Origin of the sequence: Micromonospora sp. NPDC048868 (assembly GCF_043198195.1) — a bacterium.
GTDB classification, from domain to species: domain Bacteria; phylum Actinomycetota; class Actinomycetes; order Mycobacteriales; family Micromonosporaceae; genus Micromonospora; species Micromonospora reichwaldensis.
Genome location: NZ_JBICUN010000032.1, coordinates 1 through 26,254 on the forward strand (window position 1 = coordinate 1; position 26,254 = coordinate 26,254).

At 73.6% G+C, this 26,254-nt stretch carries 17 protein-coding genes and 5 tRNA genes; 12 read left to right on the top strand and 10 right to left on the bottom strand.

Features of this window, described 5'->3' with window-relative positions:
* Positions 1-386 precede the first annotated feature (386 nt).
* The 3 genes from ACGFNF_RS29675 (at position 387) to ACGFNF_RS29685 (ending at position 4,838) form a co-directional block, all read left to right on the top strand.
* On the top strand, positions 387-1,244 hold the full coding sequence (locus tag ACGFNF_RS29675; protein WP_393172198.1) for a universal stress protein: 858 nt from the start codon (positions 387-389) through the stop codon (positions 1,242-1,244).
* Positions 1,245-1,340: 96 nt separating this feature from the next.
* Entirely contained in the window at positions 1,341-3,743 is a 2,403-nt protein-coding gene (locus ACGFNF_RS29680; RefSeq protein WP_357580495.1) for a phosphoketolase family protein, read from the top strand.
* 222 nt (positions 3,744-3,965) lie between these two features.
* Positions 3,966-4,838: a universal stress protein gene (locus ACGFNF_RS29685; RefSeq protein ID WP_393172201.1), complete on the top strand. Its 873-nt coding sequence runs from the start codon at positions 3,966-3,968 to the stop codon at positions 4,836-4,838.
* A 108-nt stretch (positions 4,839-4,946) separates the two neighbouring features.
* Here the strand turns inward: ACGFNF_RS29685 and ACGFNF_RS29690 are convergent, their stop codons facing one another.
* Positions 4,947-7,289, bottom strand: coding sequence for a heavy metal translocating P-type ATPase (locus tag ACGFNF_RS29690; protein WP_357580497.1), 2,343 nt, complete (start codon positions 7,287-7,289; stop codon positions 4,947-4,949).
* 190 nt (positions 7,290-7,479) lie between these two features.
* On the opposite strand from ACGFNF_RS29690, the gene ACGFNF_RS29695 reads away from it, so the two are divergent.
* Both ACGFNF_RS29695 and ACGFNF_RS29700 read left to right on the top strand, forming a co-directional pair.
* Positions 7,480-8,490 carry an Acg family FMN-binding oxidoreductase gene (locus tag ACGFNF_RS29695; RefSeq protein WP_393172203.1) on the top strand — a complete coding sequence of 337 codons (1,011 nt, stop codon included), beginning with the start codon at positions 7,480-7,482 and terminating at the stop codon, positions 8,488-8,490.
* A 143-nt stretch (positions 8,491-8,633) separates the two neighbouring features.
* A complete protein-coding gene (locus tag ACGFNF_RS29700) occupies positions 8,634-10,265 on the top strand; it encodes a GAF domain-containing protein (RefSeq protein WP_357580504.1) in 1,632 nt (543 codons plus the stop codon).
* A gap of 89 nt (positions 10,266-10,354) precedes the next feature.
* Here the strand turns inward: ACGFNF_RS29700 and ACGFNF_RS29705 are convergent, their stop codons facing one another.
* Positions 10,355-10,993, bottom strand: coding sequence for a response regulator (locus tag ACGFNF_RS29705; RefSeq protein ID WP_393172205.1), 639 nt, complete (start codon positions 10,991-10,993; stop codon positions 10,355-10,357).
* A 280-nt stretch (positions 10,994-11,273) separates the two neighbouring features.
* Here ACGFNF_RS29705 and ACGFNF_RS29710 point away from each other — a divergent pair, with 280 nt between their 5' ends.
* Complete coding sequence (locus ACGFNF_RS29710) at positions 11,274-12,248, top strand: Acg family FMN-binding oxidoreductase (RefSeq protein ID WP_357580499.1); 975 nt, start codon at positions 11,274-11,276, stop codon at positions 12,246-12,248.
* 154 nt (positions 12,249-12,402) lie between these two features.
* Here the strand turns inward: ACGFNF_RS29710 and ACGFNF_RS29715 are convergent, their stop codons facing one another.
* On the bottom strand, positions 12,403-13,350 hold the full coding sequence (locus ACGFNF_RS29715; RefSeq protein WP_393172207.1) for a DUF6528 family protein: 948 nt from the start codon (positions 13,348-13,350) through the stop codon (positions 12,403-12,405).
* A gap of 186 nt (positions 13,351-13,536) precedes the next feature.
* On the bottom strand, positions 13,537-14,538 hold the full coding sequence (locus ACGFNF_RS29720) for an NAD-dependent epimerase/dehydratase family protein (protein ID WP_393172209.1): 1,002 nt from the start codon (positions 14,536-14,538) through the stop codon (positions 13,537-13,539).
* Between the two features lie 281 nt (positions 14,539-14,819).
* Between ACGFNF_RS29720 and ACGFNF_RS29725 the strand changes: the two genes are divergently transcribed.
* The gene (locus tag ACGFNF_RS29725) at positions 14,820-15,194 is read left to right on the top strand and encodes a hypothetical protein (RefSeq protein ID WP_357580502.1); all 375 of its coding nucleotides are present in this window, start codon (positions 14,820-14,822) and stop codon (positions 15,192-15,194) included.
* Positions 15,194-18,760, top strand: a complete 3,567-nt coding sequence (locus ACGFNF_RS29730; RefSeq protein ID WP_393172211.1) for an AAA domain-containing protein — start codon at positions 15,194-15,196, stop codon at positions 18,758-18,760. Before ACGFNF_RS29725 ends, ACGFNF_RS29730 begins: the two co-directional genes overlap by 1 nt.
* 21 nt (positions 18,761-18,781) lie before the next feature.
* Here ACGFNF_RS29730 and ACGFNF_RS29735 read toward each other — a convergent pair.
* Both ACGFNF_RS29735 and ACGFNF_RS29740 read right to left on the bottom strand, forming a co-directional pair.
* Positions 18,782-18,856 (bottom strand) — tRNA-Val (locus ACGFNF_RS29735).
* Positions 18,857-18,905: 49 nt separating this feature from the next.
* Positions 18,906-18,978: transfer RNA gene (locus ACGFNF_RS29740), tRNA-Gly, on the bottom strand.
* 163 nt (positions 18,979-19,141) lie between these two features.
* Between ACGFNF_RS29740 and ACGFNF_RS29745 the strand changes: the two genes are divergently transcribed.
* Entirely contained in the window at positions 19,142-19,381 is a 240-nt protein-coding gene (locus ACGFNF_RS29745; RefSeq protein ID WP_091620076.1) for a DUF6458 family protein, read from the top strand.
* Positions 19,382-19,976: 595 nt separating this feature from the next.
* On the opposite strand, the gene ACGFNF_RS29750 is transcribed toward ACGFNF_RS29745, so the two are convergent.
* From ACGFNF_RS29750 to ACGFNF_RS29760, 3 genes are all read right to left on the bottom strand, one after another.
* Positions 19,977-20,051, bottom strand: a tRNA-Val gene (locus ACGFNF_RS29750).
* A gap of 13 nt (positions 20,052-20,064) precedes the next feature.
* Positions 20,065-20,135, bottom strand: a tRNA-Cys gene (locus ACGFNF_RS29755).
* 34 nt (positions 20,136-20,169) lie between these two features.
* Positions 20,170-20,242: transfer RNA gene (locus ACGFNF_RS29760), tRNA-Gly, on the bottom strand.
* Positions 20,243-20,549: 307 nt separating this feature from the next.
* Here ACGFNF_RS29760 and ACGFNF_RS29765 point away from each other — a divergent pair.
* Together ACGFNF_RS29765 and ACGFNF_RS29770 are read left to right on the top strand one after the other, a co-directional pair.
* Entirely contained in the window at positions 20,550-21,152 is a 603-nt protein-coding gene (locus ACGFNF_RS29765) for a TetR/AcrR family transcriptional regulator (RefSeq protein WP_132233198.1), read from the top strand.
* 92 nt (positions 21,153-21,244) lie between these two features.
* Positions 21,245-21,820, top strand: coding sequence for a TIGR03086 family metal-binding protein (locus ACGFNF_RS29770; protein WP_393172213.1), 576 nt, complete (start codon positions 21,245-21,247; stop codon positions 21,818-21,820).
* Positions 21,821-21,877: 57 nt separating this feature from the next.
* Here the strand turns inward: ACGFNF_RS29770 and ACGFNF_RS29775 are convergent, their stop codons facing one another.
* Positions 21,878-23,056, bottom strand: a complete 1,179-nt coding sequence (locus ACGFNF_RS29775; protein ID WP_393172215.1) for an alkane 1-monooxygenase — start codon at positions 23,054-23,056, stop codon at positions 21,878-21,880.
* Between the two features lie 289 nt (positions 23,057-23,345).
* On the opposite strand from ACGFNF_RS29775, the gene ACGFNF_RS29780 reads away from it, so the two are divergent.
* Positions 23,346-26,249, top strand: coding sequence for a M36 family metallopeptidase (locus ACGFNF_RS29780; RefSeq protein ID WP_393172217.1), 2,904 nt, complete (start codon positions 23,346-23,348; stop codon positions 26,247-26,249).
* Positions 26,250-26,254 lie beyond the last annotated feature (5 nt).

A 26,254-nucleotide genomic window follows, 5' to 3' on the forward strand; every position in this document is an offset into this window, starting at 1 on the left:
GGGGGGGGGGACGGGCGGGGCCCCGGGGCCCCCCCCGGCGCCCCCCCGGCCCCCCCCCCCGCCGGGCCACACCCCCACCACGACACACCGCAACCACCCGACGCACCACACCCACCACGACGCACCACACCCCCCGTCGCACCGCAAAGACCGGACGCACCGCACCCACCCGTCGCACCACAGCCACCCGACGCACCCCAATCAGGCCACGCACCGCAAAGACCGGACGCACCGCACCCACCCCACGCCAAGAGCACCGCCCGACCCCGCGGACACCCCAGCCCGAACCCCCGCCCCACCGTCACCCGCGATCCCGCCCCACCGTGGTACCGGCGCGACTAGCCTCGACAGGAGGGCCGGGCGCGACGCCTGCGGAGGTGATTCGGATGGCCGCACCCACCGACGCGGCGGTGCTGGTCGGGCTCGGCACGGAGCGCAACCTGCCCGTGGTCAGGCTGGCCGCGCAGGAGGCCGCGGCGCACAACCGCCCGCTGTGTCTGCTGCACGCGTTCAACTGGACGGCCGCGCTGCAAGCGCCGTCGGTCGCGGGGCCACGCGCGGCCGCCGAGGAGCTGATGTCCCGGGCCACGGAGATCGTCGCCGAGGTCGAGCCGGGGCTGCCGGTGGGCGGCGAGATCGTCGAAGGTGCCCTCGTCGACACCCTGGTCCGCCGGTCGGAGACGGCGTTCCTGCTCGCCGTCGGGGACGGCGGCATGGCGACCAGCGGCGAGTGCGTGTCGGTGGAAACGCCCACGGTGCAGCTTGCCGCCCGCGCCGGCTGCCCGGTGCTGGTGGTCCGCCGGGAGCCGCCCCCGCAGGGGCCGGTGCTGGTCGGGGTGGACGGCTCCGACAGCTCGCAGGCCGCGTTGGAGTGGGCGTTCGACTGCGCGGCCCGGCGGAAGGCGCGGCTGTCGGCGGTCCGCGTCGTCGAGTCGGAGCAGGGCGCGGAGGATGCCGAGCTGCTCGTCGGGTTGGTGGCGCGGTCGGCGCGCCGGTTTCCGTCGGTGGCCGCGCAGTGCCACACGATCCGCGGCGATCCCGGCGGTGTCCTGGTGGAGCAGTCCCGTTCGGCGCAGGTGGTGCTGGTCGCCGCCCGGGGCGACGAGCCGTGGCGGGGCATGCTCGGCGCGGTGAGTCAGGCGCTGCTCTACCACTCCCCCGCGCCGCTGATCGTCGTGCGCGGGCTGACGGGGATTTCGGGGCACGGGCGCGATGCCCAGCGCCCACGGGACCAACGGCCCTGATCCACACCGGCGTCGACCGGCGATGCTGGGGCCGGCCCGGACGAATCCGCGCTCCGAGGATGCAGGATTCCCCTACCCGCGAGAGGCTCATGCAGTATGGACACCGCTCTCGACCTGCACAGCCCCCTGACCGATGACGAGCTGCGCCGGCTGGACGCCTACTGGCGGGCGGCGAACTACCTGACCGTCGGGCAGATCTACCTGCTGGACAATCCGCTGCTGCGCGAGCCGCTGGCCCCCGAACACGTCAAGCCGCGCCTGCTCGGCCACTGGGGCACCAGTCCCGGCCTGAACCTGCTCTACGCCCACCTCAACCGGGTCATCGTCGCCCGTGACCTGTCCGCCCTGTTCGTCACCGGTCCCGGTCACGGCGGCCCGGCGATCGTCGCGAACACCTGGCTGGAGGGCACCTACAGCGAGCTGTACCATCACATCGGCCGCGACGAGGCCGGCATGGCCGGTCTGTTCCGCCAGTTCTCGTTCCCCGGCGGCATCCCCAGCCACGTGGCGGCGGAGGTGCCGGGTTCGATCCACGAGGGCGGCGAGCTGGGGTACGCGCTCAGCCACGCCTACGGCGCGGCGTTCGACAACCCGGATCTGCTGGTGGCCTGCGTCATCGGCGACGGGGAGGCGGAGACCGGTCCGCTGGCGGGAAGCTGGCTCTCCAACGTCTTCCTCAACCCGGCCCGCGACGGCGCGGTGCTGCCGATCCTGCACCTCAACGGCTACAAGATCGCCAATCCGACGATGCTGGACCGGATCGACGAGGACGACCTCCTCGCCATGATGCGCGGCTTCGGCTACCAGCCGTACGTGGTCGCCGGCGACGACCCGGCGACGGTGCACCAGGCGCTCGCCGGCACGCTGGACCGGGCGCTGGACGAGATCGCCACGATCCAGCGGCGGGCCCGCTCGGGCGGCGCCGTCGAGCGCCCCCGCTGGCCGATGATCGTCCTGCGTACGCCGAAGGGCTGGACCGGTCCGCGGGACGTCGACGGCAAACAGGTCGAGGGCACCTACCGCGCGCACCAGGTGCCGCTGTCCGAGGTGCGCAAGAACCCGGAGCACCTGGCCGCGCTGGAGCGCTGGCTGCGCAGCTACCGACCGGAGGAGCTCTTCGACGCCACCGGCGCACCGGTCGCCGAGCTGGCCGCGCTGCCGCCCAGGGGCGAGCGGCGGATGAGCGCCAATCCGGTCACCAACGGCGGGGCGGTGCTGCGTGACCTGGCGTTGCCGGACTTCCGCGAGTACGCCGTCGACGTGCAGCGGCCCGGCGAGACCGTGGCCGGCGCGACCGGGGCCCTCGGCCCGTGGGTACGCGACGTGATCACCGCCAACCCGCAGACGTTCCGCCTCTTCGGCCCGGACGAGGTGGCCTCGAACCGGCTCGGCGCGGCGTTCGAGGTCACCGGCCGGGCCTGGATGGCCGGCACCGTGCCCGGCGACGACCACCTCTCCGCCGACGGGCGGGTGATGGAGGTCCTCTCCGAGCACCTCTGCCAGGGCTGGCTGGAGGGCTACCTGCTGACCGGCCGGCACGGCATCTTCACCAGCTACGAGGCGTTCATCCACATCGTCGACTCCATGGTCAACCAGCACGCCAAGTGGCTGAAGGTGACCCGGGGCATCCCGTGGCGCGAGCCGGTGGCCTCGCTGAACTACCTGCTCTCCAGCCACGTGTGGCGGCAGGACCACAACGGCTTCTCCCACCAGGATCCGGGTTTCATCGACCACGTGATGAACAAGAAGGCCGAGGTGGTACGCGTCTACCTGCCGCCGGACGCCAACACCCTGCTCTCCACGATGGACCACTGCCTGCGCAGCCGGCACTACATCAACGTGGTGGTGGCCGGCAAGCAGCCCGCCCCGAACTGGCTGTCGATGGACGAGGCCGTCCAGCACTGCCGGCGCGGCATCGGGATCTGGGACTGGGCCAGCACGGACGCCGGCAGCGAGCCGGACGTGGTGCTCGCCTGTGCCGGGGACGTGCCGACGCTGGAGACGCTGGCCGCCGCGGACCTGCTGCACCGGCACCTGCCGGAGCTGAAGGTACGGGTCGTCAACGTGGTCGACCTGATGCGCCTGCAACCGCCGACGGAGCACCCGCACGGGCTGTCGGACAAGGAGTTCGACACGATCTTCACGCGGGACAGGCAGGTCATCTTCGCGTACCACGGGTATCCGTGGCTCATCCACCGGCTGACCTACCGGCGGACCAACCACGAGAACCTGCACGTACGCGGCTACAAGGAGGAGGGCACCACCACCACGCCGTTCGACATGGTGATGCTCAACGACCTGGACCGTTTCCACCTGGTCATCGACGTCATCGACCGGGTGCCTGGGCTGGCCGACCGGGCCGCCCACCTGCGGCAGGAGATGGTCGACGCGCGCCAGTCCTGCCGGGACTACACCCGCGAACACGGCGAGGACGACCCCCGGGTCGCGGAGTGGCGCTGGGTCCGCGAGACGGACCCGGGACTCCGGGGGGACCAGTGAGCGCGAGGAGTGAGCTTGCGAGCCCCGCAGTCGCGAACGAAAGGCAAGCCCAGTGAGCGCGAGGAGTGAGCTTGCGAGCCCCGCAGTCGCGCACGAAAGGCCGGCACCAGTGAGCGCGAGGAGTGAGCTTGCGAGCCCCGCAGTCGCGCACGAAAGGCCGGCACCAGCGGGCGCGAGGAGGCACCTCGTGACCCCCGCAGTCGCGAACGAGAGGTGGACCCGATGAGCGGCAACGAGATCCTGGTCGGCTACGACGGCTCCGCCGACGCCTCCGCCGCGCTGGAGTGGGCGCTGGAGGAGGCCGGCCGCAGCGGACGGCCGGTGCGGTTGGCGTACGTCTTCGAGTGGCTCACCGTGGCCGGCTGGATCGGTCCCGGCGTCGCTCCCGGCATCTGGCCGGACGAGACGGCCCGCCGGCAGGTCGAGGAGCTGGTCCGCAAGGCGGCGGGGGACGCGTCCGCCGCGCACCCGGAACTGACCGTCACGGGTGAGGTGTTCGACGGGCCGCCCGCGTTGGTGCTCCAGGAACGTTCGGCGCAGGCGGACCTGCTGGTGCTGGGCACCCGGGGACACGGCGGCTTCGGCGGGCTGCTCGTCGGCTCGACCGCGGTGGCCGTCACCGCCCACGCGCACTGCCCGGTCGTGGTGATCCGCGGCGAGTCGGCCGCCGGTGGGCGCACCGGGCACGTGGCGGTCGGCGTCGACGGGTCCGAGTCTTCGCTGCTGGCGCTGGGCTTCGCGTTCGAGCAGGCCGAGGCCCGGCAGGTGCCCCTGCACGTGGTGCGGGCCTGGCAACCGCCCACCGGCCAGCGTCCGCCGTCGGGCCCCGATGCGCGGGAGGCCACGGCGGCCGACCGGGCCGAACTGGACGAGCCGCTCGCCCGGTGGGGCGCGACGTTCCCCGACGTGGCCGTCGCCGTGGAGGTGACGGAGGGCAGCGCCGCGTCCCTGCTGGTCGACGCCAGCCGCGACGCGCGTCTGGTGGTGGTGGGCACCCGGGGCCGGGGCGGCCTGAAGGGGATGCTCCTCGGCTCGGTCAGCCAGCAGCTCATCCAGCACGCGCACTGCCCGGTGGCGGTGGTCCGGGAACGCTGAGCGGTCAGGAAGGGCCCTCTGCTATCGCATTCTGATGTGCAGGGGGCCCTTCCTTGCACGCAGCACCCCACCACCCGCCGGCTACGCACGACGTCCCGACGAGGGCGCTCAGCGGCTCTCGGCCGGTTCCGCCGGGCTGAGCGAGAAGTAGTCCTCCTCCTCCTGGGCGAGGTGCAGCCGCAGGATGGCCGCCAGGCCGTAGAGGGCGGCGAGCAGGTCGGTGAGCTGGTCCCGGCGCAGCGGGCCGTCGCCGGCCTGCGCGAGGTGGGCGCCGATCCGGTCCACCAGCCGCCGGATCTCCACGTGGGCGCGGCTCATCGTCGAGGTGGCCTCGGCGCTGCCCAGCGGGTCGGCCAGCGCCGGATAGAGGTGGCGCTCCTCGGCCGCCTCGTGCGGCAGCACCTGGTCGACCAGCCGGCGGTGCGTCTCGCGCAGCGTCGGCAGGCACTGCGGCGCGTCCGGCGCGGTGGCGACCAGGTCGGCGGTGTCCGTCAGCGCGGCGAGCACGTCGCGGATCCCGCCGTGTTCGGCCGCGTACCGGTCGAGCAGCTCCCGGGTGCCCGGCGGCACGTCGCGGCGGCGTAGCCCGCCCCCGAGGGCGCGCAGCGCGTTGAGGATCACCAGCACGTCGATGCCCTCCTGGAGGAACGCCCCGGCGACCGGCGGGAGCCAGCCCAGGGCCGCGGCCAGCATCGCCAGCACCGCGAGGCCCATCCCCACGCTGGCGCTCTGCACCGCGATCCTGCGGGCGTACCGGGCGATCTCCACCGCGTCGGCGAGCCGGTCCAGCCGGTCGACGGTGAGCACCGCGTCGGCGACGTCGGCCGAGGCGGTCGCCCCGGTGGCGCCCATGGCCACGCCGACGTGCGCCTCGGCGAGGGCGGGGGCGTCGTTCACCCCGTCGCCGACCATCACGGTGACGGCCCGGCGCGCCTCCTCACGTACGCGGGTCGCCTTCTCCGCGGGCGCGCACCGGGCCACCACGTCGTCCACGCCCACCACCCCCGCCACCTGGGCGGCGACGTCGGGCCGGTCCCCGGTGACCATCACGATGCGCCGCAGACCCGCCTCGCGCAGCCGGCGCACGGTGCGGCGCGCGTCGGGGCGTACCGGGTCCTCCAGCAGGATCGCCCCGAGCGGGTCCCGCTCGCCGCTGACCCAGACCACCGAGCGGCCGGCCAGCTCGGCTCGGGACCGGGCGCTCACCGCCCAGTCGGGCAGGTCGCCGTCGAGCTGACCGACCCGCACCTGCCGCCCGTCGACCGACCCGCGTACGCCCCGGCCCGGCTCCTCGGTCACCCCCGCCGGCTCGGTCAGCGACAGGCCCCGCTCGCGCGCCTGCGCCACCAGCGCGCGGGCCAGCACGTGCGGGGAGAGCTGCTCGACCGAGGCGGCGAGACGCAGGACGTCGTCGCGGTCGCCGCCGGGGGCGGCCACGACCTCGGCGGCGCGGGGACGGCCGGCCGTCAGTGTGCCGGTCTTGTCGACCAGCAGGGTGCGGGCCCGGCCGAGCAGCTCCAGGGAGCCGCCGTCGCGGACCAGCACCCCGCGCCGGGCGGTACGCGACAGCCCCGACACGATCGCGATGGGGGTGGCCAGCAGCAGCGGGCACGGGGTGGCGACCACCAGCACGGCCACCGCCCGCACGAACTCGCCGGAGAGCAGCCAGCCCAGCCCCGCCAGGACCAGGGTGAACGGCACGAACGCGGCGGCGTACCGGTCGGCGAGGCGCACCATCGGCGCCTTGTGGGCGGTCGCCTCCTCGGCGAGCCGGACGATCCCCGCGTACGTGCTTCCCGCCGCGTCCCTCGTCGCGCGCATGCCGAAGCCGGCGCCGGCGTTGACCACGCCGCTGGCGACCTGCTCGCCGGCCGCGCGCCGCACCAGCCGCGACTCGCCGGTCACCACCGACTCGTCGAGGGTCACCGGCTCGTCGACCTGTCCGTCGACCGGCACCACGTCGCCCGGGCCGACCAGCAGCCGGTCCCCCGCCGCCACCCGGTCCAGCGGCACCTCCTCGACGCTCCCGCCCGGGCCGCGCCGGCGGGCGGTGCGGGGGGCGCGGGCGAGCAGCGACCGCAGGTCCCGGGTCGCCCGCCCCTGGGCGTACGCCTCCAGCGCCCGCCCCGTGGCCAGCATCACCGCGATCACCGCCCCGGCCAGGTACTCCCGCACCACCAGCGCGCCGACCAGGGCCAGCACGGCGATCACGTCCACCCCGAACTGCCGGCGCCACAGCTGCCGCAGCACCGACCAGGCGGCGGGCAGCAGGGCGGCAACGGTGGCGGACGCCCACACCACCTCGGCCGCGCCCCGCCGGCCGGCGAGCCACAGCACCGCCCCGGCCAGCACCAGCACCGTCACCCCGGCCAGGGGCGCCCAGAGCAGCAGGCGCGAGCGGTCCCGCCGTACCGGCTGCTCCGGCACGCACTCGCGCGGTTCCGTTCCCACCTGCGGATCGTCTCAGCGCCGACCGCACCCGGGAGGGCATCCGCGCGAACCGGCAGGGGCTAGCTGCCCTGCCACGCGGGGACCTGCGTACCGTGCGTCGGCAAAGGGGATGGCGCAGGATGGAGCGGCAACCCCGCCCGGGGCACCGTCGGGCTGGGGCACGATGGGGAGAAACGGAAAGGTCGTGACCATGAGCCACGAGACACCGGCGGCGGAGCGTCCGCTGACCACCGCACTCGCGGAGGCCGCCGCGACGGCCGGGCACGCCCCGTCGGTGCACAACAGCCAACCGTGGCGGTGGCGGGTGCTGCCGGACGCGCTGGAGCTGCGGGTGGTCCGCGACCCGAAGCTGACGGCGACCGACCCGGAGGGCCGACTGCTGACGTACAGCTGCGGGGCGGCGCTGCACCACGCGCGGGTCGCCCTGACCGCGGAGGGCTGGACCGCCGTGGTGGAGCGGATGCCCGACCCGACCGACCGGGACCTGCTGGCCCGGCTGACCGGGATGGCCCGCGCGGAGGCCGACCCGGAGGCCATGCGCCTGGTGCAGTGCATGCAGGTGCGGCACACCGACCGGCGCCCGGTCAGCGAGGAGCCGGTGCCGACCGCCGCTCTCGGGGAGATCGCCTCGGCGGTCGCCGCCGAGGGCTGCCAGCTCCAGTTCCTCGACCGCGACAACGTGCTGGAGCTGGCCGCGGTCGCCAGCCGCGCCGCCTCGGTCGAGGCGGAGGACTCGCAGCTGCGCGAGGAGTTGGAGTACTGGACCAGCCGGGCCGGCACCGGCACCGGCCTGCCGCCGGAGGTGCTGCCCGCGGAGGCGCCGCAGACCACCGTGCCGGCGCGCGACTTCGGCCGCCCCGGCACCCTGCCGGTCGGTCCCGGGCACGACCGGGCCGCCGTGTACGGGCTGCTCTACGGCGACGAGGACGAGCCGGACAGCTGGCTGCGCGCCGGCGAGGCGCTCTCGGCCGCCTGGCTGACCGCGACCCGGCTCGGGATCTCCGTGGTGCCGCTGAGCGGGGTCGTGGAGGTCGCGGGCACCCGGCAGACGCTGCGCGGGCTGCTGGCCGGCCTCGGCTACCCGTACCTCGTGATCCGGCTGGGGCTCGCGGACCCGGCGCACGCGGGCCCGCCGCACACCCCGCGCATGGAGGCCGCGCAGGTGGTCGACACCTCGGCGGTCCGCTCCCCCGACGCGTAGCGCGGGCAGGACCACGGCCACCGGGCGGCTACCATCGCCCGGTGGCCGCCAGCGAACCGAGTCCCCGCCCCGAACCGCACGTGACCCCCTCACTGGGGCTCAGCCCGCTGTCCCGGGTACGGCTCGACGAGCTGCTCCAGGAGATGCTGGACCGGGTCGGCGAGGTCGTGACCAGCCGGGAGCGGCTGCGTGCCCTGCTCGACGCGGTGGTCGGCATCGGCACCGACCTGGACCTGCGCAGCACCCTGCAACGGATCGTGGAGTCGGCCTGCGAGCTGGTCGGCGCCCGCTACGGCGCGCTCGGCGTGATCGGCCACGACCGCCTGCTGCACGACTTCATCACCTACGGCATCGACGCGGAGCTGCACGCCAGGATCGGTGACCTGCCCCACGGGCGGGGCGTGCTCGGCCTGCTCATCGACGACCCCCGCCCGCTGCGGATGCCCGACATCACCCGGCACCCTCAGTCCTACGGGTTCCCGCCGCACCACCCGCCGATGCACAGCTTCCTCGGCGTTCCCGTGCGCATCCGCGACCATGTCTTCGGCAACCTCTACCTGGCCGAGAAGCAGGGCGGCGCGGAGTTCACCGAGGACGACGAGGAGATCGTCGTCGCGCTCGCCGCCGCCGCCGGCGTGGCGATCGAGAACGCCCGCCTCTACGCGCTGGCCCACCGCCGGGAACGCTGGCTCGCGGCGACCGCCGAGATCACCACCGTGCTGCTGGGCGAGGTGCGCCGCACCGACGCGTTGACGCTGGTGGCGCGGCGCGCCCGCGAGGTCGCCGAGGCGGAGGTCGCCCTCGTGCTGCTCTACGACCCCGACGGCGAGAAGTTCACCGTCGAGGTGGTCGACGGGGCCGACGAGCAGGCCGACGCCCTGGTCGGCACCGCGCTGCCGGCGGCCGAGACGAGCTTCGCCGCCGCCGTCATCGAGGGCCGGCACGACCAGGTGGCGGACCTGGCCCACGCCGCGCCCTGGCCGGCGCTGCTGCGCACCGGCCCGGCGATGGTCGCGCCGCTGGCCACCGCCGACACCCTGCACGGGGTGCTGGTGATCGCGCACCGGGCCGACCGGGCGCCCGTCGCCAACGACGACGACATGGCCATGCTGGGCAGCTTCGCCGGGCAGGCCGCCCTGGCCCTGGAGCGGGCCCGCGGGCAGGAGGAACGGGAGCTGCTGGTGGTCCTGGAGGACCGCGAGCGCATCGCCCGGGACCTGCACGACGTGGTCATCCAGCGCCTCTTCGCCACCGGCCTGCAGTTGCAGAGCGCCGCCCCGATGACGACGAAGCCGGAGGTCGCCCGGCGGATCAACGCGGCGGTCGACGACCTGGACGCCACGATCAAGGACATCCGCCGCACCATCTTCGAGCTGCGTACCCCGATGAGCGCGGCGCTGCGCACCGAGATCCGGGAGGCGATCGAGGTGGCCGCCGAGTCGCTGGGCCACCGGCCCCGCCTGGAGCTGACCGGGCCGATCGACAGCGCCGTCCCCGACGCGGTCCGCCCCGACCTCACCGCCGTGCTGCGGGAGGCGCTCTCCAACGCCGTACGGCACGCGCAGGCCGACCGCGTGGCGGTGGCGGTGCGGGTCGAGGCGGGCCGGGTGACCGTGACCGTCACCGACGACGGGGTGGGCTGCGACCCGGCCGCCGCGCGGGGCGGCCTGGTCAACCTGCGCGAGCGCGCCGAGCGCCACGACGGCGAGTTCGTGGTACGCCGGGCGGTGCCCCGGGGCACCGAGGTGTGCTGGTCGGTGCCGCTGCGCGACTGAGCCCGCAGGCGGTGCCGTTGTGCGGCTGGGCCGCAGGCGGTGCCGTTATGCGACTCGGCCCGGAGGCGGTGCGGCTGGGCCCGCAGGCGTCAGTGGGACTTGCCGAGGAGGCGGGTGGCGAGGACGGCCGCCTGGGTGCGGCGCTCCAGGCCCAGCTTGGCCAGCACGCTCGAGACGTAGTTCTTCACGGTCTTCTCGGCCAGGAACATCTTCCCGGCGATCTCCCGGTTGGTGAGGCCCTCGGCCACGTACTCCAGGATCCGCCGCTCCTGCTCGGTGAGTGACTTCAGCTCGCGGGGCTGCTCGACGCCGCTGCGGATGCGCTCCAGCACCCGGATGGTGATCGCCGGGTCGAGCAGCGACTGCCCGGCCGCCACCCGCCGCACCGCGTCGACGAGGTCGGTGCCGCGGATCTGCTTCAGCACGTAGCCGGACGCGCCGGCCATGATCGCCGCGAAGAGCGCCTCGTCGTCCTCGTACGAGGTGAGGATCAGGCCCTTGATCGAGGAGTCCACGGCCCGGACGTCCCGGCACACGTCGATGCCGTTGCCGTCGGGCAGCCGCGCGTCGAGGATCGCCACGTCCGGCCGCAGCGCCGGGATACGCCGGGCCGCCTCCTGGGCGAGGCCGGACTCGCCGACCACCTCGATGTCCCCGCTGCTTTCCAGCAGGTCGGCCAGGCCACGGCGGACGACCTCGTGGTCGTCGAGCAGGAACACGCGGATCATCCCTCGTTTCTACCCGCTTCCCACCCCCTCCCGCACGGGTCGAAGGTCCCGAACCGGCAACGCCCGCGCCACCGGCGGCCCGAACCGTCCCTCCGACCAGTGGCGGGGCGGTCGAGCCGAGGTCACCGGCCCGCGACACGGCCGAAGTCCCGCACGTGCGACGGGGCCGGTCGGGCCCGGCGGGACGGGACGTCCGGCCCTGCCCGGGCGACGCCCCGGTGACGCACCGTGGAGACGTACCACCCGCCGGCGCACTCTCTGCCACGGAAGGAGCACGACCATGGACACCCGCTTCACCGTCGAGCAGCTACGGGCCGCCGCGACCGACGCCGTACGCGCGCCGTCCCTGCACAACACCCAGCCGTGGCGGTTCCGGCTGCGCGACGGCGGCATCGAGGTGCTGGTCGACCCGGACCGGCGGCTGCCGGCCACCGACCCCACCGGCTGGGGCGTGCGGATCGCCTGCGGGGCGGCGCTGTTCAACCTGCGGCTCGCCCTGGCCGTCGCCGGCACCCCGGCGACGGTGCGGCTGCGCCCCTACCCGGCCGAGCCGGACGTGGTGGCCCGGCTGGTGCCGGACGTGCCGCGCCGCCCCACCCCCGCCGAGCAGGCCCTGCACGCCGCCATCCCCCGCCGGTTCAGCAACCGCGCGCCGTTCTGGCCCGACCCGGTGCCCGCCGACGCCCGCTGGCGCCTCACGGAGGCGGCCCGCGCCGAGCAGTGCTGGCTGGAACTGGTGGTCGGCGTCAGCGCGGTGAACGCGTTCGGCGAACTCGCCCGCAGCTCCCACCGGGTGCTGGAGCGGAGCCCGCAGTACCGGGCCGAGCGCCAGGAGTGGGTACGCTCCACGCCCGCCCCGGACGGCATCCCGGCCGCGTCCGGCGGCCCGCAGGGCGAGCCACAGGACCTGCTGCCGTCGCGGGGCTTCGGCGGCCTCGACCGGGCACCCGGGCGGGACTTCGAACCCGAGCCGCTGGTGGCGGTGCTCGGCTCGCCCGGCAACACGGCCGTCGACCAGGTCGTCGCCGGGCAGGCGTTGCAGCGGGTACTGCTGACCGCGACGGACTCGGGGCTGGCGGCGTCGATGCTGTCCCAGCCGATCGAGGTGCCGTCGGCGCGCGATCAGCTGCGGCTGTCGCTGGGGCGCTTCGGCACCCCGCAGATGGTGCTGCGCGTCGGCTACGGCCAGCCGGGCTGGCCGACCCCGCGCCGCGACGTGAACGAGGTGCTCGACCTGCCTGTTTCCCAGGTCTGAACAACACACGGTGCCGGACGCCGGCTCCATCCGGCCGCTGGCATTCGGGACGCGGAACGGGCGAGGCCGCGCGGATTCGGTAGCGCCCGCCTGCGAGCGAGGGGGGCACACCGGGGCCGGAGGCGGGCACCCGCCACCAGCCCCGGGGGCGTGACTACCGGTAGCTCCAGACCACCGGCCGGGCCTTGTAGATCGCCGCCCCGGAGAGGTAACGGTTGCCGACGTAGGACCCGTTCAGCTGATAGAGCCAGACGTTGCCGTTGCCGTAGGTGCCGTCGCCGTTCGCGCCGCTGACCTTGGTGGTGAAGACCAGCCCGCCTGAGTGGTTACCGACACTCTTAATCTTGCTTGTGTCGATGTATCCGGGTGCCCGTTGGAATCGATTGCGGTTGATGTCGTACCGGTAGACGTGGCTGGTGTTGCTCATCCACAGGTTGGCGGAGGTGCCGTAGACCGGTGACAGGTCGTGCACGTTCCCGGTGACCTTCCGGCAGGCGGCGTTTGTGAGTTTGGGAGCGGTGGCCGCGCCGCTCACCTTGTAGCTGCACAGCCGGGTGCCGCCAGCGGCCCAGAGGCGCTTGATGGCACTGTCCCAGTAAACGGCGTGGGCCTTGGCGAACGCCTTCGTGGCGGCCGGGCTGGTCCTGCCCTTGCCGTAGAGGGTGAGCTTGCCGGGGTCGGAGGAGGCGACCACGACAGCGCCGTTGGGCAGCAACTCGATGGCGTGCGGGTTGCCGCCCGGCGTGACCTGGTACCGCACCTTGCGGGTGGCGTAGTCGACGATCCCGGCCCGGCCACCCGACGCGGCCACCAGGACCACGTACCGCGAGCCCTGCTTGCGGAACTTGACGTCGGAAAGGTTCTTCCAGCCACTACCGGCGGGTCGCTTCCACGACCACTGGGCCGAACCCGCCGTCCACCGACTGACGCCGGCGCTGAAGATCCTGACCCCGTACCGCTGGTCGACCACCGCGACCCGGTCGCTGGCAGCCTGTGCGCCGGTCGGCACGACCAGCACTCCCGCCATGCCCACCGTCGCCGCGCCGAGGGTTGCGCCGATCGCGCGCCACCGCCGTCGCGTCCTGTCTGTAGATCGCATCATCGCCATGCACCCTTCCCTTGACGAGCCCGTCGGGGGGCGTTGACGGGTGCGGCCGACGGAACACCGGCCCGCACCCAACGACTCATGGTGTTCGAACATATGCGTTCGGTAACGAGCTGGCAGTGGTTGCGTCGGATGGGCGACGGGCGTTGGAGGACCGGGCTTTCCTCCCGTGTCGAGGCCGCTTCAGCAGTCCGCCGCGGAGAGCAGCGCCGCCTCCCGGTCGGGGTCGAGCCCGACGGGGGCGCGCTGCGGGCGGCCCGCGCGGGGCGGGACGGAGCCCACCTCCCGCAGCCACGCCCAGGTGTCGGCGACCGTCTCGGCCACCGGGCGGCAGGTCAGCCCGGCCGCGTACGCGCGCTCGACGCCGCGCTCCTGCAACCAGCGGTACTCGTGCCCGGCCGGAACCCAGATCGGCAGGTCGTTCCACGGCTCCACGCCGGCGGCCAGGATCGGCCCCGGGTCGGTCCAGCGCAGCCGGGCGTGGGCGCCGGTGGCCGCGACGCAGGCGTCGAGCAGCTCCCCCATCGTCGCGTGTCCGGGGCGGCTCACCGCGTTGAACGTCCCGCCCGGGCCCGCCGCGCCCAGGTCCAGCATCCAGCCCGCCAGGTCCCGCACGTCGATGTACTGCACCGGCAGGTCGAACTGGCCCGGCGCCAGCACGTCCCCGCCCGTCGCGATGCGCGTCAGCCACCAGGGCAGCCGGCCGATGTCCTCCCCCGGCCCGAGGATCAGCCCGGCCCGGGCGATCAGCGCCCGCTCGCCGAACGTCTCCCGCACGGCCCGCTCGGCGCCGGCCTTGTTGACCGGGTAGCCGCCCTCGTCGGCGTCCGGCTCCGCGTCCACCACCGGAGCGTCCTCGCCCACCCCGGATGCGACGGGCCGCGCGTAGACGGAGCCGCTGGAGACGTAGACGTACCGGCCGACCCGGTCGACCAGCGCGCGGGCGGCGTCGCGCGCCGCGCGGGGCGCACCGTCCCAGGTGTCGACCACCAGGTCCCACTCGCCGTCCGCGAGCGCCGCCAGGCCGCCGGGCGCGGTCCGGTCACCCCGCAACCGGTGTACGCCCTCCGGCGTCGCGCCGTGCAGCCCCCGGTTGAACACGGTCACCGTCCAACCCCGCCGTACGCCCTCGGCGACCGTCGCGCCGCCCACGAATCCCGTTCCGCCCAGCACCAGCAGCCTCATGCGCTCCACTGTGCCCGCTCCCGGCGGCGCTCCGGTCCCGTGTTCACGGTCAGCGGATCTGCCCATGGCAGAACGCCGGCCGGACGGCCCCTGATCCGAAGTGGACTGCGGATGCTTCCGGCGGTGCGGGAAGAGGTGTTTGACAGCGCGCGCGTCCGGCTCGCCCCCGACAGGGCAGGACCGCCCTCGGCGCCCCGTCGGGAACCCGACACGTCCCCCCTCGCCGCGCCGTCATTCCGTAGCGTTCCGGGTGCTTTCGGTTGGGTCTGGGGGAGGCACGGGTGTCCGAGGTCGTCGTTGAGGTCAGTTTCACGCCGCTGCCGGAGGACGACGATTTCGTCCTCGACCAGCTGACTGACGAGCTCGTGGAGGACCTGGGCGACATCGGCGAGGTGCGGCGGCTCGAGGCGCCCACCGGTCCTGACAGCAAGGGCGTCGGCGAGCTGGTGCTGGCCACCGTGGCTGCGGTCGCCGGCGCCGACCCCGGCTACGCGCAGGCACTCGTGGACCTGGTGGTGGGCTTCCTCCACCGCAACCAGGGTCGCCGGGCACACCTGAAGATCGGTGCCGTCGAGCTGACAATCGACCAGGCGACCAAGGCGGAGACCGCCCAGCTGATCGACCTCGTCCGTGACGCGATCGCGCATTCCCGCTGATGGGTCGGCATGCCCTGGTGCTCGGCACGGCGACCTACCACGCCGCCTCGAAGCTCACCGCGCTGCCCGGCGTCCGGCAGGACGTCGAACAGGTGCGGACCGTGCTGGACAGCGACGGCGACTTCGACAGCGTCGACGCCCACGTCGACCTGCCCGCGGCGCGCATGAAGCAGGTCGTCGAGGAGTTCTACGGCGCCCGGCGCACCGGTGATCTCGCGCTCTTCTACTACTCCGGCCACGGCATCCAGCACGACGACCGGCAATCCCTCTTCTTCGGCACCATCGACACCGATACGACTCTCCTGCACACCACGGCGTTCGATGTCGAGGGCGTCCTGCGGCACATGCTCAACCACACGAAGGCCAGCCAGAAGGTGGTCCTGCTGGACTGCTGCTTCTCGGGCTCGTTCACCGCCCGGCACCGGTTCAGCGCCGGCGTACGGCGGGAGCCCCGGCGTCTCAAGCGCGAGCGTGGCACGTTCATGCTCCAGTCGAGCAGCCATCTGAAGGCGTCGAAGGCGCAGGGCCCGGACCGGCCGTCGGTCTTCACCGAGGTGCTGCTCAGCGGTCTCCGCGGTGCGGCCCGGGCAACCGCGGAGGACGGCTGGATCACCGCGAGCGACCTCTCCCGGTACGCGATGACTGAGATGTCACGTCGCCGGGCGGAGAAACCGGTCGAGTCGAGCGAAGGTGTCACCGACCCGATCCCGCTGGTCGCGGGGTCGGACGAACGGCCACAGCGGAGCCCGGGCGTACGGAGCGACGAGCCCGAGGACGCACCCTTCGACGCCGAGCGGTGGCGTCGTCTGCTCAACTACCACGTCGCCTGCCTGCAGCGCTCCGCCGTCCTGCAGTTCTTCGTGAACCCGGCGAACAAGGACTCGTACCTCGCTGCGCCCGCGGGCCGGGAGATCATGCTCTCGGCCACCGAGCCGGTCGCACTGAAGGAGCGCGGCCAGCGGCTGGCCGGGCTGGCCGAGGCTGGTGGCCGCTCCCTGCAGTACGGCTACGCGATCGTGGCACTGCAGCAGAAGGGCACCCAGCAGGTACGACTGGCGCCCCTGCTCGTCTCGGACCTGACCGTGGGGGACGACGGGTTGGCGCACCCGGCGCCGCCACAGCCCAGTCCAGCCCTGATCGACCATTTCCAGCTGGCTGCGGTCGAGGCGGACGAACTGCGGCAGGCAGTGGCCGAACGACTCGTCCCCGGCGAGCACAAGTCCCTCGCCGAGGTGGCCGATCTGGTGGCGAACACGTTCGGGCTCAAGCCGGTGTCCGCCCTCGACCCGGAGAATCTGGTCGGGATGGTCAACCGCGGGCCCGTCAACCGGGTGCAGAACGCCGGAATGCTGTTCGCCGCAGGCAGCACGGAGTCCCCTGAGCGACAGCTCATCGAGGACCTGCAGGACATCGTCAAGAACGCGGGGAAGATCGCATCGACCGCACTCGGCACGTTGGCGAGCGGTGTCGTGGCCGGGACGGATGAGCAGGATGCCGACGTCCTGACGGTGGCGTTGAGTTCGGTCAACGAGACTCAGGAGGACGTCATCCGGGCGGCGATGAGCCGACCCCTGACTGTCGCGCAGGGGCCGCCCGGCACCGGCAAGAGCCAACTGGTGACCGCATTGCTGGCGACCGCCACGGCCGCCGGGCAGAGCGTGCTGATCGGCTCGACCAACAACCGGGCTGTCGATGAGGTCGTCGAGCGGGTCACCGGCATGGTCGGCCCGGGCCTGGTGTTGCGTACCGGGAACAAGGAGTACCGGCAGCAGGAGCCGCAGTACCTCGCCGAGGTGATGCAGGCATGGCCCCCGCCGGTGCCGGAGGCCGGCGGGCCGGCCAACGAGTTACGACTCGTGGCGCAGGAGATCAACCGGTTACGCGAGGATCTCGACGAGCGTCGCCACCTTGAACGGGATCTCGCCGACCTCGCCTTCGAACGGGACCGCTCACTCGCCGACACCGACGACGCCGTCCTGGCCAAGCTGGTCGACCTCACCGACCGGGCACTGACAAGCCGATGGTTCGGGTGGTGGTATCGCAGGCGACTGCGGTCGCGAGGTGTGTTCGACCGGGATGCGATCACCGCCCTCGGTGAACAGGCGGTCATCGAGCAGTGCTGGCGCGAGCGACGCCACCGACTCCAGTCCCGGCCGGGCACCGCCGAAGAAGTCTGGAAGCGGCTACGGACGCTGCAACACGACACCAGACCCGAGCACAGCGACCAACTGCTGCGTGCCCAGATCGCCGCCCGGGTGGTCGGCAACACGACCCTGCTCCGCAACCGCGCCGACGAGATGGCCAAGCCGGAAGCACGAAGCTGGGCCTACATGAGCGAGCTTCTCGCCGCGCTACCGGGCTGGGCCGTCACCGCGATGTCAGCCCGCCGGCTGCTGCCCAGGGCGGGGCTGTTCGACCTGGTGATCATCGACGAAGCCGCGCAGTGCACCGTCGCTGCCATCCTGCCGATGCTCTACCGGGCGAAACGCGCCCTGATCATCGGCGACCCGCGGCAGCTCACACCGGTCGTCGAGCTCTCCGACACCGACGACCGGGGCGAGCAGGCCCGCGCCGGGCTCGGACACGAGTGGCTGACCAGCCGGCGGCTCACCCACCGGAACCACTCGGCGTACGAGGCGTTCGCGACCGCGGCGGGAAGCACCATCCTGCTCGACGAGCACTACCGCTGCCACCCGGGGATCATCGACGCCCCGAACCGGGTCGTCTACCAGAACCGGCTGACGGTTCTCACCGACCCGGCCCGGCTGGCCGCACCGGCTGAGTCCGCCACCCGCTGGGTGGACGTGTCCGGCCGCTTCACCCGAGGCGCCACAGGTTCCGGCCGCAACGCCGACGAGGTTCACGCCGTGGTGGGCGAGGTCCAGCGGCTGCGCAAGGAGTACCCGGGCGTCACGATCGGCGTGGTGACGCCGCTGGCCGAGCAGCAGCGGATCCTCGACCGCGCGCTCCAGGACGCCGGCCTCGCCGACGACCTGCGGTGCGCGACCATCCACAAGTTTCAGGGCAGCGAGAAGGACATCATGGTCGTCTCGCCCGTCGGCGCGCACGGCATCAGCGAGCGCACCCGTAGCTGGCTCGTCGAGCAGACGAACCTGTGGAACGTGGCGATCACCCGCGCCAGGTCCCAGCTGATCGTCGTGGGTGACCGTTCGTGGTGGTCCGGGCAACGCGGACTGCTGGCCGATCTCGCCAGCCCGCCCGCGCCGACGGCCACGGACGCCGGCGTCGACGCGCGACCGGTCGACCAACTGATCGCCGGCCTACGCGACGCCGGGCTGACAGTGCGGTGGGGCACGCCACTGCCGGGCTATCCGGTCGACCTCACGCTCAGCCTTCGCGACAAGAGCCTGGCGGTGCTGGTCGACGATCCCGAGGGTGACCCGGACGGGAGGCCGCTACGGCGGATCCTGAGCAGGCTCGACATCGTCGCCGCGGCCGCGGAGGTCAGGCGGGTACCGGCCTGGCGCTGTCTCGCCGAACCGGAGCAGGTGGTGAAGGAACTGCGCGACGCAGTCGAGGGAGGCACTCGCAAGGGCGACGCCTGATCACCGTTCCACGGAGACATCTGGTGGGCGATACTGGGTTTGAACCAGTGACCTCTTCCGTGTCAAGGAAGCGCGCTCCCACTGCGCCAATCGCCCGGGGGTGACCGCCCGACCCGGCAGGCCGGATCACGAGGGGCGGATCGCGAGCGGACGACGGGATTCGAACCCGCGACCCTCACCTTGGCAAGGTGATGCGCTACCAGCTGCGCTACGTCCGCGTGCCGCCGGTGTTCGTCGGCGACGGGGGAAACTCTACCCGACGGCAAGATCGCCTGGCACGCCGCCCCGCCGACGGCCGGACCGGGCGATGATTGCGCTGGTAAACCACGGGGTACTGGGGCCATCGACAGCACACCACATCCCCTGACCAAGGAGGCTGTCGTGGGTATCGGCACCAGCATCTTCCTGATCGCGCTCGGCGCGATCCTCACCTTCGCGCTCGACGCGAGCCTCGGCGGCATCAACCTCGACGTCGTCGGGTGGATCCTGATGGCCGCCGGCGTGCTCGGCCTCATCATGACCACGCTCATCTGGGGACGTCGCCGCCAGGTGGTCAGCACGACCGAGCCGGTCGAGTACCGGCGGGTCGAGGAGCGCCGGGACGTCGCCCCGCCGCTCTGACGCTCATCCACGCGGCCGCCGGAGCTGAACGGTCGCGCAACGCACCGCCGACGTGCCGGTCACCCGGAGCAGGGTGGCCGGCACATCGCGTCCGCCAGCCGTACGGCCAGCCCCGGCGCCCGACAGACGAACGGCGGGCGGCGGACGCGGCGGGCGGCGGACGCGGCGGGCGGCGGGCACGGCGAGCGCCGATGCATGCTGCCGTAACGACGCTGTCGAGCTGATGTCACAGACGACTCAACCGCGACGGGTTACCTCCGCGAGCCGCCCCTGCCTCCGGACCGAAGCAGTCGCCTGCCAGCGCCGGTGGTGATGTCGCAGGTGGTGCACACCGAACCTGCTCGCCGCCGTGATCGCCCGGGCGATGATGTCGTAGACGACTCACCCCGACAGGCACACTCACGAGGCATCGCCCGGCCGTCTCAAGCCAGGGCCACGAGACACCGCCCGTCCTCGGCGAACTGGCCCGCCGGTCCGCCGCCGGCGGCTGCGGGCCCACCCCGCCGTGGCCGTCGGCGTTGGTCGCAGTCACGACAACTCGGCACAGGTGGGAAACGACGAAGGCCCGGCACCATTCGGTGCCGGGCCTTCGTGTTGGTGGGCGATACTGGGTTTGAACCAGTGACCTCTTCCGTGTCAAGGAAGCGCGCTCCCACTGCGCCAATCGCCCTCGCTTGTTACCGAGGTGGGGACGGGATTTGAACCCGCGTACACGGCTTTGCAGGCCGTTGCCTCGCCTCTCGGCCACCCCACCGAGGTTGCCCCCGTCATGCGTGGCGGCAGCTCCGAGCGGACGACGGGATTCGAACCCGCGACCCTCACCTTGGCAAGGTGATGCGCTACCAGCTGCGCTACGTCCGCACGTCTCCGGCGTTAACCGGTGACGGGTGAGAACTTTAGCCGAGCGGGCGAGCGGTTGCCAAATCGGGGTGGCTCCCGGCGAGTCTGGTGGGACCGGCCTGCCACGACACCTGCGGCGGAAGGATGACGTCCCGCCCACCGCCTAGGCTTCCTAGGAGGATGGGCCGGACTTGTCCCGCCGTCCGCAGCTGCGGACGGCCTGCGGCTGGGATCTTCCCCGGAAACTGTCCGGATTCCGACTCCGGCGGGCAGAACGGACCGTGATCCGTAACTGCCCGTGTTCGACTGGATGGGCTACGGTAACCGCGTGACGAGACGTGCGGCGGAGATCCGCCTGGATGCCCTGCTGCGCACGGCCTGTGACGTGATCGTGGAACGCGGTCTGGCCAACACCCGCACGGCCGACGTGGCACAGGCCGCCGGGGTGAGCCAGGCGCTGGTCTTCTACCACTTCGCCACGAAGGACCGACTGCTCGCGCAGGCGTTCGCGTACGCGGTGGAGCAGGATCTGGCCCGCCTGGACGCGGTGATGCGCTCCAGCGCCCCGCCCCTGACCAAGCTCCGCCGGATCGTCCGGCTCTACACGCCGGCGGGCCGGGCGACCTCCTGGGCCATGTGGATCGACGGCTGGGCGGAGTCGCTGCGTACCCCGGAGTTGGAGAAGCTCTCCCGCCGGCTCGACCTGCGCTGGCGCGAGGACCTGGCCACGGTCATCTCGGACGGGGTCCGCGACGGCACCTTCGAGTGCGCCGACCCGTCCGGGGCGGCGTGGCGGATCAGCGCGGTGATGGACGGGCTGGCGGTGCAGCTCGCGGTGCACGACCGGGTGATCTCCCGCCGGCAGTTCGCCGAGTGGGTGCGCCTGCTCACCGCCCGCGAGCTGGGGCTCGACCCGGCGCAGCTGGACTGAGCCGGGCCCGGCCGGCGCGACCGGCGCTCCGTCCGCCCGCGAAGCCGGCAAAACGGCTCGGCTCCCCCGAGGCAGCCGGAACAATCGTCGGCATGGACCCGCTGGAGACGTACCGCCGCAGCCTGGCCGAGTTCACCGACCGGGTGGCGCAGGTCGGCCCCGACCAGTGGTCGGACCCGACCCCGTGCCCCGACTGGGACGTCCGGACGCTTGTCAACCACGTGGTGGGCGAGGACCGGTGGAGCGTCGCGCTGCTCGCGGGGCGGACGATCGAGCAGGTCGGCGACCGCTACGACGGCGACGTGCTCGGCCCGGACCCGGCCGGCGCGGCCCGGGAGGCGGCGGGGCAGGCCGAGCTGGCCTTCACCCACCCGGGGGCGCTGGAGCGCACCGTCGGGCTCTCCTCCGGCGAGACCCCCGCCGACGAGTACCTGCACCAACTGACGGCGGAGCACCTGATCCACGGCTGGGACCTCGCCGTGGCGATCGGCGCGGACCCCCGGCTGGACGCCGACGCGGTCGCCGCGTGCGCGCAGTGGTTCGCTCAGCGGATCGGCGACTACCAGCGGGGCCGACTGGTCCGGCCGGAGGTCGACGTGCCGGCGCGGGCGGACGAGCAGGACCGCCTCGTCGCCGCCTTCGGCCGCGACCCCGACTGGGCGCCGTGAGGGACCGGCCCGGACGCGGCGGGAGTCGCGCGGCGGGCCGGGACGCGGACCCGGTCGTCAGGCGGCCGCCGGGCCACGTCGACGGCGCTCCCGCAGTCGGCGCAGGGCCGGCGGGTGGACGTTGGCCAGCGTCAGGTCCCCGCCGTAGTGGGCGAGCACCCGGTGGTCCATCAGCCGGCGCCACACCGGCGGCACCAGCGCGGCCAGCACCATCGTGGCGTAGCCGGCGGGCAGCTGCGGGGAGGACTCGAAGGTGCGCAGCGTCTGGTAGCGGCGCAGCGGGTTGGCGTGGTGGTCGCTGTGCCGCTGGAGCTGGAAGAGGAAGATGTTGGTCACGCTGCGGTCGCTGTTCCAGCTGTGCCGGGGGTCGACCTTCTCGTAGCGCCCGGCGGGGGTGCGCTGCCGCGCCAACCCGTAGTGCTCCAGGTAGTTGACCACCTCGAGCAGGGAGAACCCGACCACCGCCTGGAGCGCCAGGAACGGCAGTACGCCCGGGCCGAGGGCGACGGCCAGCGCCGCGTAGAGCGCGAGGGTCATCGCGAACGCGTTGAGCACGTCGTTGCGCCACGTCCACGGGCTGCGGCCCCGCAGGCGCAACCGGGCGGCCTCCAGCCGCCACGCCGAGCGCAGGCTGCCTGAGACGGTACGCGGCCAGAACGCCCAGAAGCTCTCCCCCAGCCGGGCGCTGGCCGGGTCCTCCGGCGTGGCGACGCGGGTGTGGTGGCCCCGGTTGTGCTCGACGTGGAAGTGCCCGTACGCGGCCGGCGCGAGAGCCACCTTGGACAGCCAGCGCTCCACCGTCTCCCGCTTGTGGCCCAGCTCGTGGGCGGTGTTGATGGCGATGCCGTCGACCACACCCATCGTGGCGACCAGGCCGGCCGCCCCGGCCACCGTCAGGTCGCCCCGGACCCAGACCGCGCAGCAGAGCACCAGGCCGGCGTACTGGGCGGGCAGGTAGAGGTAGGTCAGCCAGCGGTAGTAGCCGTCGGCGGCCAGCCGGGACACCGCCTCGTCGGGTGGGTTGCGCCGGTCCTCGCCGACCAGCAGGTCGACCACCGGGATCAGGACGAACACGGCGGCGGGGGTGAGCCACCAGGCCCAGGCGTCGCCGGTGGCCCGCCAGGTCGCCCAGCCGACGAACGGCAGCGTCGGGACGAGCAGCGCCAGCGGCCACCAGGGCCGGCGGGTGTCCCGCCACCCGGCGGCGGTGGCGGGCGCTGTGGGGTCGAGGGCCATGGCCGGCCTCCGCTCTGTCGCGGTCCTCCCTCGACTGTGACAGCCGTCACGTCCGTGTACAAGGGACTGTTTTTGTCGAAACCAGCGCGGGGAGGGGGCGACGCTCCGGCAACCGCGAGGGGCTCCCGCGACGCGCCGGGCCGCCTTGAGTAGGCGCGACCCTTGTCCCCACCCAGGCAGGCTGATATCCACAGATGCGCATGCGTTACCGCGCTGCGCGAGCCGGCGGAGGGCCGGCCACCCGCTCCCACGAGGAGGTCCCGTGGCACAACCGGAGTGGACACCCTGGATGAGTCGGCGTCGACGCCGGCTCATCCCCGTCCTGGCGGCGACCGCGGTGGCGGCCGCGCTGCTGCCCACCGGACCCACCGCAGCCGCCCCCACCGGCGGCGCCTCCGCCGAGCGGCGCTCCGGCCCGTTCGCCGAGGGGCAGCACCAGCACGCCGACGTCGACAACCGCCCCGGTACCGCCGCCCCCGACGCGCGGCAGCGGGGCCTGGCGCGCAGGGCCGACCCGGACGCCCGCTGGAACCGGCTCGGCACCCCGCACGCGCTCGGCCCCGGCAGCGCGCCCCTCGCCACCGGACTGCCCGCCGAGCCGGAGGCGGCCGCCCGCGCGTACCTCACCGGGCACCAGGACCTCTTCGGCCTGGACGCCGCGGCGGTCGACGCGATGGACCGGGTGCTGGTCCGCCCGGTCGGCGCCGGCGCGGTCGTCACCCTCCGGCAGCGCTTCGGCGACCTGCCGGCCGGGCACGACGGCCTGGTCACCGTCGCGGTCGCCGGCGGCAAGGTCCTCGCGGTCAGCTCCTCGCTGTCCCGGGACACCGACGCGCCGGCGCCGGCCACCCTCACCGACGAGCAGGCGTACGCTGCGGCGCGCGCCGACGCCGGCCTGACCGCCGAGGCGGTACGCAGCCACAGCGTCCGGGCCGTCGCCGTGCCCACCCCGCTCGACGGACCCCGGGCCGCCTACGAGGTGACCCTGATCGGCGCCGACACCGACCACCCGGCGGCGTTCACCAGCTACGTCGACGGGATCACCGGGCAGGTGCTGGTCCGCGAAGACCTGGTCGACTTCGACTCGGACAACCCGAGCTGGGCGGTCTTCCCGGCCACCCCGCCGCGCGACCTCGGCCCCGGGCAGGACCCCCGGGTGCGCTGGTGCGGCGACCCGGCGCCGGGCTGCGAGGCGGCCTTCCGCGATCCGGCGACCGGCCAGCCCTGGGACGTCGACGCGGCCACCGGCACGCCGACCGGCACCGCCCGCGGCAACTCCGCCAACACCGTGCTGTCCTGGGGCGGCGGCACGCCGGCCGTACCGGCCACGCCCAGCCCGGAGCGCCGCTACGAGTACCCGTTCACCGACCAGTGGCACCAGGCCCGCTGCAACCCGGAGGTGTTCACCTCGGCGCAGCGCAACGACGGCGACGCCGCGATCGCCAACCTGTTCGCCATGCACAACCGGATGCACGACTGGGCCTGGCACCTCGGCTTCACCGAGGCCACCTGGAACCTCCAGGCGGTCAACCTGACCCCGCAGGGCCTGGGCGGCGACGCCGAGCAGGGCCGCGCCCAGCAGGGTGCGCTGAGCGGCAACCGGAACAACGCCAACCAGGGCACGCCACGCGACGGCCTGCCGCCGACCACCAACATGTACCTGTGGCAGCCGCAGGCCGGCGGGCCGTACCCGCCCTGCGTGGACGGCGACTACGACATGACGGTGATCGGGCACGAGTACACCCACGCCATCACCAACCGCATGATCGCCGGCCCGGACAGCGGCATCAGCGGGCACCAGGGCGGCTCGATGGGCGAGTCGTGGAGCGACCTGCTCGCCGCCGAGTACCTGTTCCAGCACGGGTTGCGCGCCCCCGGCGAGACGCCCTACGTCACCGGCGGCTACGTCACCGGCAACCTGGTCAGCGGCATCCGCAACCACGACTTCAGCCGCAGCCCGCTGAACTACTCCGACGTCGGCTACAACACCGGCGGGCCCGCCGTGCACGCCGACGGCGAGATCTGGAGCGCCACCAACTTCCGGGTACGCGCCGCGATGATGAAGCGCTACGGCGTCGGCACCCCGCAGCGGCAGCTCGACTGCGCGCGCGGCACGGTGGCGGTGGAGCAGTGCCCGGGCAACCGGCGCTGGTCGCAGCTGGTCTTCGACTCGTTCCTGCTCCAGGCCGCCAGCCAGGTGAGCATGCTCGACATGCGGGACAACATGCTCACCGCCGACCTGCTGCGCTTCGGCGGCGCCAACCAGGACCTGCTCTGGGCGGAGTTCGCCCGCTCCGGGATGGGCCGCGACGCCGCCACCAACGGCGCCGCCGACACGGACCCGACGCCGAGCTTCGCCGCCCCGGGCGCCGACAACGCCGTGCTCACCCTGCGCCCGAAGGGCGACAGCGCCGACGCGCCGATCCGGGTGTACGTCGGGGCGTACGAGGCGCGGGCGGTGCCCGTGGCCGACACCGACCCGGCCACCGCCCTGCCGGACACCGTCGAGCTGGTGCCCGGCACGTACCAGCTGCTCGCCGTAGCGCCCGGCTTCGGCCACCAGCGGCTGACCGTGGTCGCCAAGCCCGGCAAGGAGGGGTACGTCGACCTGCGGATGAGCCGGAATCTGGCGTCCACGGCGTCCGGCGCGACGGTCACCGGGGACGGCGTCAACCTGGACCGCATCGCCGACGACACCGAGGCCACCAACTGGGCCTCCCTGGACGGGGTCGCCGGGCGGCAGGTGACCGTGGCGCTGCCCGGGGACGCGCCGCAGGTCGTGAAGCGGGTGAACGTCAGCGCCATGCTGCGCCCGGCGATCGCCGGCGACGCCGACGCGGGCGGCCAGAACGCGCTCAGCGCGCTGCGCTCGTTCGCGGTGTCGGCGTGCAACGCGAAGACGACCGACTGCGCGGATCCGGCGAACTGGCGGCGGATCCACACCAGCGCGCCCGACGCGTTCCCGGGCGGCGCGTACCGGGCGTACGTGCCGGACATCAACCTGCGCGAGTTCGCGGTGCCGACCACGCTGGCCACGCACCTGCGGTTGGAGGTGCTCGCCAGCCAGTGCACCGGCGGCCCCGCGTACGCCGGTGAGCAGGACGACGACCCGGCGACCACCACCGACTGCGCGACGGCCAGCCCGGCGCGTACGCAGGTGCGCATCGCCGAGTTCCAGGCGTTCTCGAAGTGACCGCC

What these genes read in the sequence shown, in the direction of transcription:
- ACGFNF_RS29705 (WP_393172205.1), bottom strand. Translation starts at nt 10,993, where the DNA reads ATGATCCGCGTGTTCCTGCTCGACGACCACGAGGTCGTCCGCCGTGGC.
- ACGFNF_RS29715 (WP_393172207.1), bottom strand. Translation starts at nt 13,350, where the DNA reads ATGATGCGATCTACAGACAGGACGCGACGGCGGTGGCGCGCGATCGGC.
- ACGFNF_RS29680 (WP_357580495.1), top strand. Translation starts at nt 1,341, where the DNA reads ATGGACACCGCTCTCGACCTGCACAGCCCCCTGACCGATGACGAGCTG.
- ACGFNF_RS29720 (WP_393172209.1), bottom strand. Translation starts at nt 14,538, where the DNA reads ATGAGGCTGCTGGTGCTGGGCGGAACGGGATTCGTGGGCGGCGCGACG.
- ACGFNF_RS29780 (WP_393172217.1), top strand. Translation starts at nt 23,346, where the DNA reads ATGAGTCGGCGTCGACGCCGGCTCATCCCCGTCCTGGCGGCGACCGCG.
- ACGFNF_RS29730 (WP_393172211.1), top strand. Translation starts at nt 15,194, where the DNA reads ATGGGTCGGCATGCCCTGGTGCTCGGCACGGCGACCTACCACGCCGCC.
- ACGFNF_RS29770 (WP_393172213.1), top strand. Translation starts at nt 21,245, where the DNA reads ATGGACCCGCTGGAGACGTACCGCCGCAGCCTGGCCGAGTTCACCGAC.
- ACGFNF_RS29675 (WP_393172198.1), top strand. Translation starts at nt 387, where the DNA reads ATGGCCGCACCCACCGACGCGGCGGTGCTGGTCGGGCTCGGCACGGAG.
- ACGFNF_RS29700 (WP_357580504.1), top strand. Translation starts at nt 8,634, where the DNA reads ATGCTGGACCGGGTCGGCGAGGTCGTGACCAGCCGGGAGCGGCTGCGT.
- ACGFNF_RS29710 (WP_357580499.1), top strand. Translation starts at nt 11,274, where the DNA reads ATGGACACCCGCTTCACCGTCGAGCAGCTACGGGCCGCCGCGACCGAC.
- ACGFNF_RS29695 (WP_393172203.1), top strand. Translation starts at nt 7,480, where the DNA reads ATGAGCCACGAGACACCGGCGGCGGAGCGTCCGCTGACCACCGCACTC.
- ACGFNF_RS29775 (WP_393172215.1), bottom strand. Translation starts at nt 23,056, where the DNA reads ATGGCCCTCGACCCCACAGCGCCCGCCACCGCCGCCGGGTGGCGGGAC.
- ACGFNF_RS29685 (WP_393172201.1), top strand. Translation starts at nt 3,966, where the DNA reads ATGAGCGGCAACGAGATCCTGGTCGGCTACGACGGCTCCGCCGACGCC.